At 74.4% G+C, this 14,775-nt stretch carries 14 protein-coding genes and 1 riboswitch; of the genes, 8 read left to right on the forward strand and 6 right to left on the reverse strand.

Features of this window, described 5'->3' with window-relative positions:
• Together thiS and thiO are read right to left on the reverse strand one after the other, a co-directional pair.
• The gene (gene thiS / locus LRS74_RS25400) at positions 1 to 228 is read right to left on the reverse strand and encodes a sulfur carrier protein ThiS (RefSeq protein WP_277743175.1); all 228 of its coding nucleotides are present in this window, start codon (positions 226 to 228) and stop codon (positions 1 to 3) included.
• Positions 225 to 1,514 carry a glycine oxidase ThiO gene (gene thiO, locus LRS74_RS25405; RefSeq protein WP_277743176.1) on the reverse strand — a complete coding sequence of 430 codons (1,290 nt, stop codon included), beginning with the start codon at positions 1,512 to 1,514 and terminating at the stop codon, positions 225 to 227. Before thiO ends, thiS begins: the two co-directional genes overlap by 4 nt.
• Positions 1,512 to 1,625: riboswitch (TPP riboswitch) on the reverse strand. It overlaps the preceding gene by 3 nt.
• A 303-nt stretch (positions 1,626 to 1,928) precedes the next feature.
• On the opposite strand from thiO, the gene LRS74_RS25410 reads away from it, so the two are divergent.
• From LRS74_RS25410 to LRS74_RS25430, 5 genes are all read left to right on the forward strand, one after another.
• A complete protein-coding gene (locus LRS74_RS25410) occupies positions 1,929 to 3,107 on the forward strand; it encodes an FAD-dependent oxidoreductase (RefSeq protein ID WP_277744928.1) in 1,179 nt (392 codons plus the stop codon).
• 81 nt (positions 3,108 to 3,188) lie between these two features.
• Positions 3,189 to 3,554 carry an Rv2175c family DNA-binding protein gene (locus LRS74_RS25415; RefSeq protein WP_144384727.1) on the forward strand — a complete coding sequence of 122 codons (366 nt, stop codon included), beginning with the start codon at positions 3,189 to 3,191 and terminating at the stop codon, positions 3,552 to 3,554.
• 68 nt (positions 3,555 to 3,622) lie between these two features.
• The gene (gene thiE / locus LRS74_RS25420) at positions 3,623 to 4,279 is read left to right on the forward strand and encodes a thiamine phosphate synthase (protein WP_277743177.1); all 657 of its coding nucleotides are present in this window, start codon (positions 3,623 to 3,625) and stop codon (positions 4,277 to 4,279) included.
• A 129-nt stretch (positions 4,280 to 4,408) separates the two neighbouring features.
• The gene (gene metF / locus LRS74_RS25425) at positions 4,409 to 5,329 is read left to right on the forward strand and encodes a methylenetetrahydrofolate reductase [NAD(P)H] (RefSeq protein WP_144384725.1); all 921 of its coding nucleotides are present in this window, start codon (positions 4,409 to 4,411) and stop codon (positions 5,327 to 5,329) included.
• A 37-nt stretch (positions 5,330 to 5,366) separates the two neighbouring features.
• Positions 5,367 to 6,173 carry a hypothetical protein gene (locus tag LRS74_RS25430; RefSeq protein WP_277743178.1) on the forward strand — a complete coding sequence of 269 codons (807 nt, stop codon included), beginning with the start codon at positions 5,367 to 5,369 and terminating at the stop codon, positions 6,171 to 6,173.
• Positions 6,174 to 6,214: 41 nt separating this feature from the next.
• Here the strand turns inward: LRS74_RS25430 and LRS74_RS25435 are convergent, their stop codons facing one another.
• From LRS74_RS25435 to LRS74_RS25450, 4 genes are all read right to left on the reverse strand, one after another.
• Positions 6,215 to 7,798 carry an NAD(P)/FAD-dependent oxidoreductase gene (locus LRS74_RS25435; RefSeq protein ID WP_277743179.1) on the reverse strand — a complete coding sequence of 528 codons (1,584 nt, stop codon included), beginning with the start codon at positions 7,796 to 7,798 and terminating at the stop codon, positions 6,215 to 6,217.
• Between the two features lie 531 nt (positions 7,799 to 8,329).
• Positions 8,330 to 8,956, reverse strand: coding sequence for a TetR/AcrR family transcriptional regulator (locus LRS74_RS25440; protein WP_277743180.1), 627 nt, complete (start codon positions 8,954 to 8,956; stop codon positions 8,330 to 8,332).
• A gap of 53 nt (positions 8,957 to 9,009) precedes the next feature.
• Positions 9,010 to 11,310, reverse strand: coding sequence for a YhgE/Pip domain-containing protein (locus LRS74_RS25445; protein WP_277743181.1), 2,301 nt, complete (start codon positions 11,308 to 11,310; stop codon positions 9,010 to 9,012).
• Positions 11,282 to 12,094 carry an ATP-binding cassette domain-containing protein gene (locus LRS74_RS25450; protein WP_277744929.1) on the reverse strand — a complete coding sequence of 271 codons (813 nt, stop codon included), beginning with the start codon at positions 12,092 to 12,094 and terminating at the stop codon, positions 11,282 to 11,284. Before LRS74_RS25450 ends, LRS74_RS25445 begins: the two co-directional genes overlap by 29 nt.
• A 393-nt stretch (positions 12,095 to 12,487) precedes the next feature.
• On the opposite strand from LRS74_RS25450, the gene LRS74_RS25455 reads away from it, so the two are divergent.
• The 3 genes from LRS74_RS25455 (at position 12,488) to LRS74_RS25465 (ending at position 14,602) form a co-directional block, all read left to right on the forward strand.
• Entirely contained in the window at positions 12,488 to 12,997 is a 510-nt protein-coding gene (locus tag LRS74_RS25455) for an SAV_6107 family HEPN domain-containing protein (RefSeq protein WP_277743182.1), read from the forward strand.
• Between the two features lie 211 nt (positions 12,998 to 13,208).
• Positions 13,209 to 13,973: a methyltransferase gene (locus LRS74_RS25460; protein ID WP_277743183.1), complete on the forward strand. Its 765-nt coding sequence runs from the start codon at positions 13,209 to 13,211 to the stop codon at positions 13,971 to 13,973.
• Between the two features lie 224 nt (positions 13,974 to 14,197).
• On the forward strand, positions 14,198 to 14,602 hold the full coding sequence (locus LRS74_RS25465; protein ID WP_277743184.1) for a DUF3040 domain-containing protein: 405 nt from the start codon (positions 14,198 to 14,200) through the stop codon (positions 14,600 to 14,602).
• Positions 14,603 to 14,775: the final 173 nt, after the last annotated feature.

Raw genomic sequence — 14,775 nt, forward strand, 5'->3', positions numbered from 1 at the left:
TCAGCCTCCCTGGACAGCGGTGAGGACCTCGACGCGGTCGCCGTGGCCGAGTGTCGTCCGCGGCCACTGGCTGCGGGGCACCACGGACTCGTTGACGGCGGCGGCGACGCCGCTGGCGGCGGTGGTGAGGGTCGCGACGAGCCGGTCGAGGGTGAGGCCGGCGGGCAGGTCGCGCGGCTCGCCGTTGACGGACACGGACATGGCGTCGCCGTTCGCGGACGCGGTCATGCGGGCTGCTCCTGGAGTGCCGAGGGGGAGGGCGGGGGAGTGGTCGTGGACCGCGCGGGGTGCGCGGCGTGGGCTACGGGCGGCACGGCGGGCGCCGGCTTGCCCGAAGGCTCCGGGGCCTCGGGGACCGCGGCCCGCGCGGCGCCCGTGAAGCGCTCGGGCGAGAAGGGGCGGGCCCGCGCGGGGAGCTCTCCGCCGGTCAGCACCTCGGCCAGGATGTCGCCGGTGACCGGGGTGAGCAGCACCCCGTTGCGGTGGTGGCCGGTGGCCAGGAGCAGGCCCGGCAGCGCGGTGGGGCCCAGGAGCGGCGCGTTGTCGGGGGAGCCGGGTCGCAGCCCCGCGCGGGTCTCGACGAGCGGGAGTTCGGTGATGCCGGGGATGAGCTCGTGGGCGTCGCGGAGCAGTTCGTAGACGCCGCCCGCGGTGACGGTGGTGTCCCAGCCCAGCTCCTCCGTGGTCGCGCCGAGGACCAGTTCGCCGTTCTCGCGCGGGACGAGATAGACCTGTCCGCCGCGCACCACCGCCCGCACCGTCCGGGACAGGAACGGGGCGTACGGCTCCGGCACCCGCAGCCGCAGGATCTGCCCCTTCACGGGGCGCACCGGGGGCAGCACGCCCGCGGGCAGGCCGCCGATGCGGCCGCTGTGGCTGCCGGCCGCCAGCACCGTCTGGTCGGCGTCGACCCGGGAGCCGTCGGCCAGCTCGGCCCCTCCCGCGCGGTCGCCGCGCAGTGTGAGGCGCTCCGCGCGGGAGCGGTGGAAGACCACCCCGGCCCGCTCGCAGGCGGTCGACAGGGCCGCGGCCAGGCGCCGCGGGTCGACCTGGTGGTCGCCGTCCACGCGCAGTCCGCCGCGGACGCCCGGCGCCAGCATCGGCTCCAGCCGGCGGCACTCGCGCCCCGACAGCCACTGCGAGTCCAGCCCGCAGCGCTGCTGGAGCGCGTGCAGCTCGCGCAGGTGGGCGCGGTCGTCGGAGTCGAGCGCGACGGCGAGCGTGCCGCACGCGCGGTAGCCGATGTCCTGGCCGGCGACCTCCGCCAGCTCGGCGGCGAAGGCCGGGTAGCGCCGCGCGGAGTCGAGGTTGAGGTCGAGCAGTGTCTCCTCGCCGTAGTGCAGTTCCGACACGGCGGCGAGCATCCCGGCCGCCACCTGGGCGGCGCCGCCGCCGGGGGTCGGGTCGGCCACCGCGGTGCGCAGTCCCCGCTGGGCGGCCCGCCAGGCCACTCCCAGACCGATGACTCCGCCCCCGACGACCAGGACGTCGTACGGTTCGCCCGTAGCGTGCATGGGCTGTCAGCCCCTCCCTTCGCCGGCATGACCCGGATCAGGTTCGTACGGTCGGAGGCCGCCTCAGCCTCCCTCTCAGCCCGGTGCGTCCGGGCTCCCGCGAGTGCTCTTGGCCCGCCACCCTAGTACGCCGTCCGAATGGGCCGGAAGGGCGAGCCCGGACGGCGGGAGCCGACGGCGCGCCGGCGGTCCCGGCGCGGCCTCCGCGCGGAATGCTTCGGCGCCCCGCGCGAAGCGACCTACAGTGATCAGGTGAGTGAGCAGCTGAGCGAGCGCGCCCGGCCTGGCGCGCGGACGGACGAGAAGAAGCCTCCGGTCGTTCCGCCGGAGACCGGACCCGAGGCCGGCGCGCGGAGCGGAAGCGGAGCAGCCGGCTCCCTGAGCGGGCAGCGAGTGGTGATCGTGGGCGCCGGGATGGCCGGCGTGCAGACCGCCGTGGCGCTGCGTGAGGAGGGCTGGCCGGGCGCCATCACGCTGATCGGCGCCGAGCCGCACCCGCCGTACGACCGGCCGCCGCTGTCCAAGGCGGTGCTGCTGGGGACCGCCGAGGGCTCCGCCTACGACGTGGACTTCGCGGGGCTCGGCGTCGAGCTCCAGCTGGGGCGCGAGGTCACCGGCGTGCACCCGGAGGAACACCGGGTCGACACCGTGACCGGTCCGCTCCACTACGACCACCTGGTGATCGCCACCGGCGCCGAACCGATCGCCCTGCCGGGCAGCGCCGACCTGCCCGGGGTGCACCTGCTGCGCACCCTGGACGACGCCGAGCGGCTGCGCCCGGTGCTGGCCAACCGGCACGACATCGTGGTGGTCGGCGCGGGCTGGATCGGCGCCGAGTTCGCCACCGCCGCGCGGGAGGCGGGGTGCACGGTCACCGTCGTCGAAGCCGCCGAGCTGCCGCTGGCCGGGGCGCTGCCGCCGGAGGTCGCGGTCTTCATGGCGGGCTGGTACCTGGACAGCGGGGCCGAGCTGGTCACCGGCGCGCACGTGGCGGCGGTCGAGGAGGGCGGGGTGCGGCTGGCCGACGGGCGGCGGCTGCGGGCCGACGCGGTGGTCGTCGGCATCGGCGCCCGCCCCGCCACCGGCTGGCTGAAGGGCTCGGGCGTGGAGCTGGCGGCGGACGGCTCGGTCAAGGCGGACGAGCGGCTGCGCGCCTCCGCCCCGGACGTCTACGCGGTCGGCGACTGCGCCTCGTTCCCCTCCGCCCGCTACGGGCGGCGGCTGCTGGTGCACCACTGGGACAACGCCCTCCAGGGACCGCGCACGGTCGCCGCCAACCTGGTCGGCTTCCAGCAGCCGCGCTTCGCCGGTCTGGCCTACGACCCCGTGCCGTACTTCTGGTCCGAGCAGTTCGGCCGCTTCGTGCAGTACGCGGGTGACCACGGCGGCGCCGACGAGGTGCTGTGGCGCGGCGACCCCTCCGGCGCCGCGTGGACGGTGCTCTGGCTCCGGGAGGGCGTGCTGGTGGCTCTGCTGGCGGTGGGGCGCCCGCGCGATCTGGCGCAGGGCCGCAAGCTCATCGAGAGCGGCGCGGCGATCGACCGCACCGCCGCGGTGGATCCCTCCGTGGCGCTGAAGTCGGCGGTCCTGTGACCCCCGCGCCGCGCCGCGCCGTGACTCCCCGGGAGGCGGTGCGTTCGCCGAGTGTCAGTCCCAGATGGCAGGCTTGTTCCCGTGACCGAGATTGACACCAAGATCGATGCTCTCGTGCCCGCCTGGCTCAACGTCCCCGAGATCGCGGAGCGGCTCGGGGTCGAGGTGACCCGCGTCCGCCAGCTGATCAAGGAGGGCCAGCTGATCGCCGTGCGCCGCGGGGAGAACCGAGTGCTGATGGTCCCCGCCGACTTCATCGGCGATGGGAAGGTCGTCAAGGGGCTGGTGGGCACCCTGACGCTGCTGCGGGACGACGGCTTCACCGACGAGGAGATGCTCGAGTGGCTGTTCACGGCCGATGACACCCTGCCCGGCACCCCCGCGCAGGCGCTGCGCGAGAATCGCGGCACGGAGGTGAAGCGCCGCGCCCAGGCGCTCGCCGTCTGATCCAGCGAACCGCAACGGCGTACGGGCCGCGGACGGCCCGTACGCCGCCGACCTCGGGGGAAGCACCCATGGCCATCGACGCCGCCACCGCACGCCGGCAGCTCGCGGACGCCCGGCTGTACCTGTGCACCGACGCCCGCACCCGCCAGGGCGACCTGCCGGAGTTCCTGGACGCGGTGCTCACCGGCGGGGTCGACATCATCCAGCTGCGCGACAAGGGCATGGAGGCGGGCGCCGAGCTCGACCACCTCGCGGCCTTCGCGGACGCCTGCCGCCGGCACGGCAAGCTGCTCGCGGTCAACGACCGCGCGGACGTGGCGCACGCCATCGGCTCCGACGTGCTGCACCTGGGCCAGGGCGATCTGCCGGTCCCCGCGGCCCGCGCGATCCTCGGTGAATCCGTCCTCGTCGGGCGCTCCACGCATGCCGAGGCCGAGGTGGCCGCCGCCATCGCCGAGCCCGGCGTGGACTACTTCTGCACCGGCCCCTGCTGGCCCACCCCCACCAAGCCGGGGCGCCCGGCCCCCGGCCTCTCCCTGGTGCGCCACACGGCCGCGCTGGCGCCCGAGCGTCCCTGGTTCGCCATCGGCGGCATCGACGCCTCGAACCTGGACGAGGTGCTCGCCGCGGGTGCCCGTCGGGTCGTCGTGGTGCGGGCCGTCACCGAGGCGGAGGACCCCGGGGCGGCGGCGGCCGAACTGGCCAAGCGGATCCGCGCGGCCTGACCGCTCCGCGCGGCGCCCTGATCGGCTTCGTGACGGCAGTGTGTCCGGAGTGTGGACACGAGCCCGATAAAAGGTACATATCACCCACGTCCGCTGGGCCTGCACCATAGCGCTGGCTAACCTGCCGGTATGGCTCTTGGGACAGCTTCGACCAGGACAGATCGCGCCCGGACGGTGCGCGACCTGCTCGCCTCCGGTGAGCAGTCATATTCGTTCGAGTTCGCCGCGCCAAAGACCGAGAAGGGCGAGCGGACTCTCTGGAACGCCATTCGCCGGATCGAGGCGGTCTCACCCACCTTCGTCTCCGTGACCTACGGAGCGGGCGGCTCCTCACGCGACGGCACGGTGCGCGCCACCGAGCGCATCGCGACCGACACCACGCTCACCCCCGTCGCCCACCTCACGGCCGTCAACCACTCCGTCGCCGAACTGCGCAACATCATCGGCCAGTACGCCGACGCGGGCATCAGGAACATGCTGGCCGTGCGGGGCGACCCGCCCGGCGACCCGATGGGCGAGTGGGTGCGCCACCCGGAAGGAGTGCGCTACGCCGCGGAACTCGTTCAGCTGATCAAGGAGTCGGGCGACTTCTGCGTCGGTGTCGCGGCCTTCCCCGAGATGCACCCGCGCTCCACGGACTGGGAGACCGACGTCCGGCACTTCGTCGACAAGTGCCGCGCGGGCGCCGACTTCGCGATCACGCAGATGTTCTTCTACGCGGAGGACTATCTGCGGCTGCGCGACCGGGTCGCGGCGGCCGGCTGCGACACCCCGATCATCCCCGAGATCATGCCCGTCACCAACGTCCGGCAGATCGAGCGGTTCGCCCAGCTCAGCAACGCCGCCTTCCCTCCGGACCTGGCGGAACGGATCCTCGCGGTGCAGGACGATCCGGCGGCTGTACGCTCAATCGGAATCGACTACGCCACGAAGCTGTGCGCGCGGTTGATGGCCGAGGAGGTCCCCGGGCTGCACTTCATCACCCTGAACCACTCCACGGCGACTCTGGAAATCTACGAGAATCTCGGACTGCACCAGCGGTCCGGGTGACGCGGTCGACACGAGCGGCCGTACGAGAGGGGCGTAGATGGGCTGGACGGTCCTCTACATCGCGTTCGGCGTCGTGGCGCTGTGGCTGCTCGGTGAGGTGTTGCTGCAGTACAAGGCGCGGCTGCGCTGGCGGCTGCTCGCCTTCGTCGGATTCCTGGGCGTGGTGGCCGGGGTGCTCATCCCGTCCGTGCCGGTGATCGGGGTGGGCGCCGCCGCCTTCGCCGTGGGCCAGACCTACGTCACACTCTCCTTCCGGAGCGGCTTCGCCTCCGGTTGGGCGGTCGCCGGACGAGGCTCCACCGGCGGCGGCAGCAGCAAGCGGCGCAAGGCGACCCCGGCAGCGGAGCCCACCCTGGAGGTCTCCGACCTCCAGGCGGGGCCGCTCGCCGAGCAGCCGACGCCTCCCATGTACCACCCGGAGCCGCTGCCCGACGAGGACACCGGCGGCTACGCGGCGTACAAGCAGCCGGAGCCCGCCCAGGCCCCGTACGGGGACGAGGGGGCCGTCTACGGCGGATACCAGCCCTACGGCGGCTACCAGCAGCAGGAGGGCTACGACGCCGGCCAGTACGGCTACGGCGCCGAGGGGTACGCGGACGTCTACCCCGACCCGTACGGCAACGCCCAGCAGCCCGCCCAGCAGGCGTACGAGCCGTACGGGCAGCAGTCCTACGCCGGCTACGGCCAGCAGCAGTACGGTGCGGGCGTCGACGACCACTACGCCGCCGAGGCGAGCTACGACCCGGACGACGTCTGGGTCCCCCAGCAGCGCGACGGAAACCAGCCGCCCTACCCGTACCAGCCGGAACAGGGCACGGGCTACGGCGAGCAGTACCGCTACTGAGCGCGGCCCGGCCCCGGTGACGCGGTCGACGCCCGGTCCCGCTACTGGGAGCCCCGCCAGTCCGCCCCCTCCACCAGCAGCCCGGCGACCAGCGCCCCGGACATCCCGGCGTGCGCCAGCCCGCCCCCGGGGTGGGCCCAGCCGCCGGCCAGGTAGAGCCCCGGCAGCCGGGTGAGGTTGGCGGGCCGGAGGAAGCGGCCGTCCCCGCCCGCCAGCGCGGGACTCGGGACCGAGCCGTCCGGGACCCCGGTGTCCGCCGCGGTGTCGCGCGGTGTGCGCACCTCGCGCCACAGCATCCGCTCCCGCAGCCCGGGGATCGCCGCCTCGGCGGCCGCGACCAGCCGGTCCGCGGCGGCCGCGGCCACGCCGGGCTCGGACCAGTCGACCGGCCCCCGCGCGCCGTGGGGGGCCACGGTGGCGGTGAGGGTGACGGCCTCGTGGTCGTCGTCGGGGCGTGTGGCGGGATCGTCGGGGCGCAGCACCGTCACCGTGGGCCGCGCGACGCACGGCTCGGGCCGCCGCCCGGTGCCGTCCCCGCCCGGTCCGGTGTCGAAGATCGATGCCAGTTCGGCCGCGCGGTCGGCGGCGTGCACCACGGTCCGGTGCGCGGCGTCGGCGTCCCGACCGTCGCGCAGCGCCAGGAAGACGGTGAGCCGGCCGGCGGACGACGTGTCCGCGCCCCGGCCCGCCCCGGCGGCGGGCGGCTGGACGTCGCCGTCCCGCCAGGGCGACGAGTCGCCCAGCAGCGCCCGCAGCGCCATGGGGGAGACTCCCGCGACCACCGAGTCGGCCGCCACGGTCGTGCCGTCGGCCAGGGTCAGACCCGCCGCTCGCCCGTCCTTCTCCAGGATCGAGGTGACGTCGGCGTCGAAGTGGAACTCGACCCGCCGCGCCCGGCAGCGCTCGTACAGCGCGTCCGCCAGGGCCCGCAGCCCGCCGCCCACATACCAGCTGCCGAAGGTCTGCTCCAGGTACGGCAGCACGGTCGCGCCGGCGGGCGCGGTGCGCGGATCGAGGCTGTACGCCAGCGCGTGGCTCTCCAGCAGCGCGGTCAGACGCGCGTCCCGCAGCTCGCGCGAGGCGACCTCGGCGAGCGTCCCGGGCCCCTGGCGGCCGCGCCGGAACCAGCCGCGCCGCGGCGGCGCCGGGTACGGGTCCCGGCCGAGCGCGGACCAGTCGGCGGACAGCGGCTCTTCCAGCAGCGGCCGACGGGTGGCGTCCCACGCCTCGCGGGCCCGGTTGATCAGGTCGCTCCAGCGCTCGCCCGCCCCCGCGCCGACGGCCTCGTCCAGGGCGCGCACCACGCCCGCGCGGGACGCGTTGGGCAGCCGCAGGTCGGTGCCGTCGACGAACAGGTGCCGGCCGGCCGGGTCGACCTGGCGGAGCTCCACGCGGCTCTCCAGCGACTCCTTGCCGGTCTTGAGGAACAGGTCGCGGTAGACGGCCGGGAGGTGCAGCAGCCCCGGCCCGGTGTCGAAGGTGAAGCCGTCCCGCGCGAAGCGCCCGACACCGCCGCCGTGGCTGCTCCCACGCTCGTACACCGCCACCTGGTGGCCCGCGACGGCCAACCGGGCGGCCGCCGCCATGGCGCCCATCCCAGCGCCGATCACCGCAATCCGTGCCATGTCCGCGACTTTATCCGCCGTCACCGGCGGCGCCGGCCGGCAGGTGCGCCCCGCCGGCCGGGAGGGGCGTGGCTGGGGACGCGCACGGTGGCCTGAGTACCCGTACCTAGGCCCCGAGATGAGTAGCCGCACGGATGGGCCGGGACCCGCGCGAACGGAAGAGTGGTGGTCACGGAAGGGCGCGGCGCCCGCACCGCCGACACGGGGCGGCGGAGCGACGCGGTGCCCGGACGATCGGGGGAAGACCGCCGCCCGTGGGAGCGAAGGATGCTCTCACGAACGGCACGGGGGATATCGGGGGAACAGGGGGAAACGGGGTACGGGGAGCGCTGTTCCGGCGCGGGCCGGTCGGGGGACCGAGCCGCACCGGGACAGCGCGCTCTCCCGCCCACACCCGGCCGCGTCGAGGCGGTCGGTGTCTCGATGCCCTACACGTGTCGATGCCTCTGTGCGTATCGATGCGTCTGCGCCGGTCGATACGCCTGCGCGGGGCGACGCCTGTGCACATGTCGATGTATCGACACGGGCGCCCTACACCCCTTCCGGCTGCGGACGTCCGCTCACCCGGCCCTGCAACAGCCGGGAGAGGGCGGCGTGCACATCGTCGATGGAACGCTGCGGCTGGTACGACTGCCAGTCCAGCGCGGCCACCAGCACCATCCCGAAGAGCGCGGAGGCGGTCAGCGGGATGTCGATCTCGTCGCTCAGCTCGCCCTCGGCCACCGCCTCCCGCAGCACCGACTCCACCACGGCGAGCGCGTTGCGCCGCCCCACCATCAGCGTGGACTGCCAGGCCCGGTTGGTGCGCCACAACTCGGCCGCGTAGAGCTGGGTGAGCGCGTGGTAGCGGGAGACGAAGTACAGCCCGGCACGGATCATCGCGTCGAGGGCGTCCACCCTGCTGCCGCCTCGCTCGGCGGTCTCGTCGGCGGCGCGCTGGAGCGAGTCCGTGAGCAGTTCTATCCCGTGTCGCAGCAACTCCTCGAAGAGCACGGTCTTGCTGGCGAAGTTGTAGTACACCGTGCCCTTGGCCACCCCGGCCCGCTCGGCGATCTCGTCCACGGTGGTGCGGGAGAAGCCCTGCTCGGCGATGAGGGTGACCGCCGCGTCGAAGAGTTTCCGACGAGTGGCCTGACGGCGCGTGCTGCTGCTGTCCATGACGCTGATTCTGCCCGGTGAACGATCTCTCCCGCGCGGCCCCCCGTCTCCCGTCACAGGCTGAGCTCCGGGTGCAGCCGGTCCACCGACCACACCTGCCTGCGCCGCGCCGACAGGGCCGTGAGCACCAACGCCCCGACCGTGAAGGCCAGGAGCACCGCGCACCCCTGCCAGACCGGTCCGAGCCCGCCACCCGTGATCAGCCGCCGCAACCCGACCACCACGTGGCTCATCGGCAGGAAGGGGTGGACGGCGTTGAAGAACCCGGGGCTGGTCTGCACCGGATAGGTGCCGCCCGCCGAGGTCAGCTGGAGCATCAGCAGCGCCAGGACGAGAATCCGCCCGGCCGGCCCGAAGTGCGCGTTGAGCAGCTGCACGATCGCCGCGAAGCAGGCGGTGACCAGCACCAGGAAGCCGATCGTGCCCGCCGCGCGGGCGAGCCGTAGGCCCAGGCCCCAGTGCAGCACGGCCATCAGCGCGGCCGCCTGCGCCACCCCGATCGCGGCGACCGGCAGCCAGCCGGCGAGCGCGATCCGCCAGGCCGAGGCGCCGGTGGCGAGCGCACGCCGGTTCAGCGGCTGGACCAGCATGTAGGCGACCATCGCGCCGACCCACAGCGAGAGCGGGATGAAGTACGGCGCGAAACCGGTGCCGTAGTTGGGCGCCTTGTGCAGCGACTGGGCGGCGAGCCGCACCGGGTCGGCCATGACCTCGCTGCGCGCCTGACGGTCCCGCTTGTCGTGGTCGGGGATCCGCGCGGCGCCCTGGTGGAGCTTTCCGGAGAGCTTGCCCGAGCCGTCGACGAGCTTGAAGATGCCGCCGTCGAGCGTGTCGGCCCCGTCGTGGAGCGTGCCGACGCCGCTGTCGACGGATGTGGCGCCGTCCTTGGCGGTGCTCACTCCGGTGTGGACGCCGTCGGCGCCCCGGGCGACCTTGTGGGCCGCGGTGTTGAGGGCGTTGACGTTGTCGACCGCGGTGTCCAGGTCCGAGCTCAGACGGGGCGCGCTCCGCGCGAGCAGCAGCGCCTTGTCGTGCAGGTCGTCCAGGTGCCCGCCGAGAGCGCTGAGGCCGTCGGCGTTGTTCTCGACGAACCGGTCGAGGTCCTCGGCCACGCCGGCGGCGGTGGCCGCGGCCTCGGCCGACTTCCTCAGCGCGCCGCAGTCGGGTCCGGCCCCGGGTTCGGCTCCGCCCGTCGGGGCTCCGGTGGTCGGTGCGGACGGGGCGGGCCCATGCTGTCCGGGCGCACCGGACCCCTCGGGCTCACCGGGCTCATCCCCGGACCCCTCGGGCTCACCGGGCTGCTCGGACTTCTCGGGCCTACCGGGCTCCTCGGGCTCCTCGGACGGCGTGGGGGTGGGCGAGTCCGTGGGAGCGGGGTGCCGCGGGGCCGGCGGCACCGCGGCGCAGCGCTTCCGGTAGTCGGCGGCCAGCGTGTCGGACGCCTTGCGGGCCTGGGTCGCGGCCGTCGCCGCGGTCTCCGGAAGCTCGGTCAGGTTCCGGGACGCGGTCGAGGAGGCGTCGGCGACGAGCCGGGACATCTCGCCGATCTCCTTGCCGTTCTCCTTCAGGAACGGACCGGCCTTCTCGGCCATCCCGTTGACCTTGTCGGCCAGCGCCTGGGTGCCCTGGGCGACGCCGCCGGCGCCGGTGTGCAGGGTCTCGGCGCCCTTGTCGAGCCTGGTCAGGCCGGACGCGAGGGAGCTGCTGCCCTCCTTTGCCTCGGCCAGCCCCGAAGTGAGGCTTTCCGCGCCCTTCTTGGCCTTGCCGATGCCCTCGCCGAGCCGGTCCGCGCTCCTGGCGGCCTTCTCGGTCTGGCCGTGGATGTCGGAGAAGGAGATGAAGATCTTGTCGTAGAAGCCACGGGAGGTCTTGGCGGAGGCGGCGGCGCGCACCTCGGAGAAGACCGTTCGGGAGATCGATCCGACGATGTAGTTGTTGGCGTCGTTCGTCCGCACCTGGAGCGCGCCCGCCCGCGGGTCGTCGCCCGAACTGGACGCGATCCGCTCGCTGAAGTCCGCGGGCATGGTGAGCGACAGGTAGTACGTGCCGTTCTCGACCCCCGCGCGGGCGTCGGCGGCGCTCGTCTCGTGCCACTCGAAGGTGTCGCTGTCGAGCAGCTTCTTCGCGATGTCGTCGCCGGCCCTGAGCCGCTCGCCCTCGACTGTGGCGCCCTCGTCGGCGTTGACGAGGGCGACCGGCAACCTGTCCAGCCGGCCGTACGGATCCCAGAACGACCACAGGTAGAGCGCGCCGTACAGCAGCGGGAGCAGGAGCAGCGCGACGAGCGCCGCGCGGGGCAGCCGTCCCCTGCCGAAGCGCTTCAGCTCAAGCGCGGCCAGCCTCGGAGAACGCATCCCCCGCCCCTTCCTCGTCCGTTGACCCGTCGGATGCGGACTCCCGCGCTGGAGCGGTCTCCTGGCGCGTTCCGGTGGGGATGACCAGCGCCCCGCCGGGCGGCTCGCTGCACACGGCGAGCACGGTGGTGCCGTCGGCGGCGAGGCCGCGCAGCAGTGCCCACGCCTCGTCGCGCTCGGCGTCCGAGAGCTTGAGGTCGACGTCGTCGACGGCCAGCAGCCGGGGGCGTCCGATCAGGGCGAGGGCCACCGACAGCCGCAGCGCCTCCAGGCGCTCCAGGTCCCGTACGGCCGTGCGGTGCCCCTTGGGCAGTGCGGCCAGGTCGAGGCCGGCGGCGGCCACGGCCGCGTCGATCCGGGACCGTGTCTCGGCGGCGCGCTCCGCGCGGGGACGCAAGAACGCGAGCGGCGAGCCGGTGAACCGCCGCTCCAGCAGCGCGCGCTCGCGCAGGTGCTCGGCCACCGTCAGCGCCGGTTCCAGGTCGCTGACCCCGGGGACGTGGGCGAGGGCGCTGAGGCGTCGCACGGCCGACATGCCCTTCGGCAGCCGCGTTCCGGCCACCTCGGCGTGCCCGGCGGCGATGCGCATGCGGCCGGTGAGGGCGAGCAGCAGGCAGGTGCGGCCGGAGCCGGAGGGCCCCGCGACGGCGATCAACGAGCCGGGCTCGGCGGTGACCCGGGCGTCGCGGAAGGCCCACCCGCGTGGGCCCCGGACGCCGACTCCCTCGGCCAGGACCGCCGCGCCGCCCGCCGCGCGACCGGGAGAACCGCCGACGTCGGCCACGGTGGCGGCGCCTACGGCAGCCGCGGTGGGGGGTGTCGGCTCGGTCCTGGCGGCGGCCGCGGTCGCGGCACTCGCTCTGCCGGCCCGCCGCTCGGCGGCGTCGTTCCGCGAGCCTGATGAGGTGCTGTCCACGAGGCGAGAACCTCCCTTGAAGCCGAAGAAGCTGAAGCGTCAAGTTTTTGCACTGACCGGTCAGTCCAAATGGATTATGCAGCACCCTTCCACGCCCCGGAAGACGACCTTCGCGTTGCCCGTGCGATGCGGTATCCGTGCAGGTCGGCGGGATTGTCAGTGGTGTGTCCGACGATGGGTGCAGATGGCGGGCACACCCTCAGCCGGTGGGTCCCACACCCTCAGCCGGTGGGCCCGCCCCACGACGACAGGAGGTTCGTCATGGCCAGTACCGCCGCTGCGCGCCGGCACCGGGCCGCCGGCCCCACCCCTTCGTTGACCGGTCCCGCGAGCGATGTCCACCCCGTGCTGCGCCGGGCCACCGCCCCGGCCGCCGCGCTCGATCTGCTCGCCCAGGCCCATCAGGGGCTGGCGGAGGCCGTCACCCTGGAAACCGCCAACGAGCGCTTCGCCGCCGCCCACCTGGCCGCGCTGCGCACCGCCGCCGCCGTGCTCGCCGTGCGCGGCCGCCCCGAGCCCAGCGCGCGGCGCCGCGCCCGCATCCGCAGCGCCTGGGAGGTACTGCCCGAAGTCGCCCCCGAACTGGCCGAGTGGAGTGCCCTCTTCGCCTCCGGAGCCGAGCGTCGCGCCCGGGCGGAAGCGGGCATCCCGGGTGCCGCGAGCTGCCGCGACGCCGACGACCTGGCCCGCGACGTCGCCCTGTTCCTGCGGATCGTGGAGCGCATGCTGCTGCCGCAGCCCGCGGTCCCGCAGCCCGCGCTGCCGCGGTAACCGGCCGCCCACCGCGCGGCGTCGGACGCCTGATCGGCCGTGAGGCGCCCGTGCCCCGGCGGGGCGGGCGTCCTCCGCGCGGCCGCCCGCGCCGAGGCACGGCGCCCCGCGCGGCGGCGCCCCTCCGCCAAGGCAATAGGCTGGGGGCGTCACGTCAGTCATCGCCGCGACCGCCGCACGCGGTGGCGGCACCGCCGAGGAGCCATCCGCCGTGTCAGACCCGCTGCGCCCCCGCGCGTCCCTCCGTACCGCCGTGGTGTGGGAGGTCCTCAAAGACGCCCTGGACCGCCGGGTCAAGGCCGCCGACCCGGCGGCCGGGGGAGTCCTCGACGTGCTGGACACCGGCGGCGGCACGGGCAACTTCGCCGTCCCGGTCGCCCGCCTGGGACACCGGGTCACCGTGGTCGACCCGAGCCCCAACGCGCTCTTCGCGCTGGAGCGCCGCGCCGCCGAGGCCGGGGTCGCCGACCGGGTACGCGGCGTCCAGGGTGACGCCCACGGTCTCTTCGACGTGGTCGACCGCGCGGGATACGACGTCGTGCTGTGCCACGGCGTGCTGGAGTACGTCGACGATGCGGCCGAAGGTCTGGGCAACGCCGTCGCCGCGCTGCGCCCCCAGGGGACGCTCAGCCTGCTGGCCGCCGGGCTCGGCGGCGCCGTGCTCGCCCGCGCGCTCGCCGGACACTTCACCGAGGCCCGGCACGCCCTGACCGACCCGGCCGGGCGCTGGGGCGCCGGCGACCCCGTCCCGCGCCGCTTCACCGCCGAGCAGCTGACCGAACTGGTCACCCAGGCCGGCCTCGAGGTCGGCGCGGTGCACGGCGTGCGCGTCTTCGCCGACCTGGTGCCCGGCGTCCTGGTGGACACCGAGCCCGGTGCCGTGGAGGCCCTGCTTCAGCTGGAGGCTGCCGCCGCCGAGCTCCCCGCCTTCCACGCCGTGGCGACCCAGCTGCACGTTCTGGCCGAGCGCGACTGACCGACGACCGACCCGATCAGGGGCTTCGCCCCGTATGATCGGGGGACACCGTCCGGCATGGCGGATCGGCGGGTGGGGAATGCACGTCTCAGCACCGAATCCACCATGGCGGTAGCGGTGGGTGAATTGGCGCAGAGGGGCGGGTTTCATGGGGGCGATTCCCTGCCTATCCTGAAAGGGTCGCACCCCGGTCGCCCCCCGCGACCGACGAGTAGGAGGACTCCGTGCCGCTCTCGGAGCACGAGCAGCGCATGCTCGAGCAGATGGAGCGAGCGCTGTACGCCGAAGATCCCAAATTCGCCACAGCGCTTGAGGGCAGCGGCCTGCGCACGTACACCCGGCGACGGGTCTACCAGGCGGTCGCGGGTTTTCTGGTGGGCATCGCGCTCCTCATGGTCGGCGTCGCTGTCCAGCAGATCTGGGTCAGCGTGGTGGGCTTCCTCGTCATGCTCGGATGTGCCGTGCTCGCGGTGACCGGCTGGCGCAAGGCGCCCAAGCCCGGTGAGCAGCAGCCCGCCGGCAGGCGGGGCGGTGCGGTTCCGGGGCGTCGTCAGGGCCGTCAGCGACGTTCGATGATGAACCGGATCGAGGAGCGGTGGCAGCGCCGCCGCGATGAACAGGGTCACTGACCCGACACGACGTTTCCTGTGGGGCGGGCGCCGACCGGCGCCCGCCCCACACGCGTACCCGGCCTCCGCGCCCCTGCCCGGCGCGTGCATGTGCTGATGGCGTGCATGTGTTGATCGCGCGGGTAGGGGGCATCTCGCGCTCCGCTGCCCCACGGGCACGCCTCCGCGGTGCA

This window comes from Streptomyces sp. LX-29 (assembly GCF_029541745.1).
Taxonomy (GTDB): Bacteria; Actinomycetota; Actinomycetes; order Streptomycetales; family Streptomycetaceae; genus Streptomyces.